Raw genomic sequence first — 610 nt, 5'->3', positions numbered from 1 at the left:
TGACGGCGGTGCGCGGCGAGCCGGAGCGCTTCGAGCTCGACACGGCGCGCGGCCCGGTGCGCTGCCGCCGGCTCGTCATCGCGACCGGCGGGCTGTCGATCCCCAAGATCGGCGCCACCGACTTCGGCTACCGCGTCGCGAAGCAGTTCGGCCACAAGCTGGTCGACACCCGGCCGGCGCTGGTGCCGCTGACCTTCGCGGCGGCCGAATGGGCACCGTTCGTCGAACTGGCCGGGCTCTCGCTGCCGGTGGCGATCAGCACCGGCGCCGGCCGGGCGCGGGCCCGCTTCGTCGAGGACCTGCTGTTCACGCACCGCGGGCTCAGCGGCCCGGGCGTGCTGCAGATCTCGAGCTTCTGGAAGCCCGGCACGCCGCTGCAGCTCGACCTGGCGCCCGATCGCGACCTGGCCGCGGAATTCCTGCACGCCAAGGCCAGTTCGCGCAAGCAGCTGGGCAACGAACTGGCGACGCTGCTGCCGGCCCGGCTGGCCGCGGCGTGGCTGCAGGCCCGCCCTGGTTTGTCGGATCGCCCGGTGGCCGACCTGAAGGATCGCGACCTGCAGCAGCTCGCCGCCGGCCTGCAGGGCTGGCAGTTGGCGCCCGACGGCAC

At 74.1% G+C, this 610-nt stretch carries 1 protein-coding gene; it reads left to right on the top strand.

The window, feature by feature from the left end:
- Nucleotides 1-610: BaiN/RdsA family NAD(P)/FAD-dependent oxidoreductase (locus tag AC1D01_RS37820; protein ID WP_477875105.1), on the top strand; the 610-nt coding region annotated here is incomplete at both ends.

The organism is Rhizobacter sp. P3_B12 (genome assembly GCF_056402895.1).
Note: the sequence above shows the minus strand (reverse complement) of the source record. Positions and strands in the feature narration are given on the sequence as shown.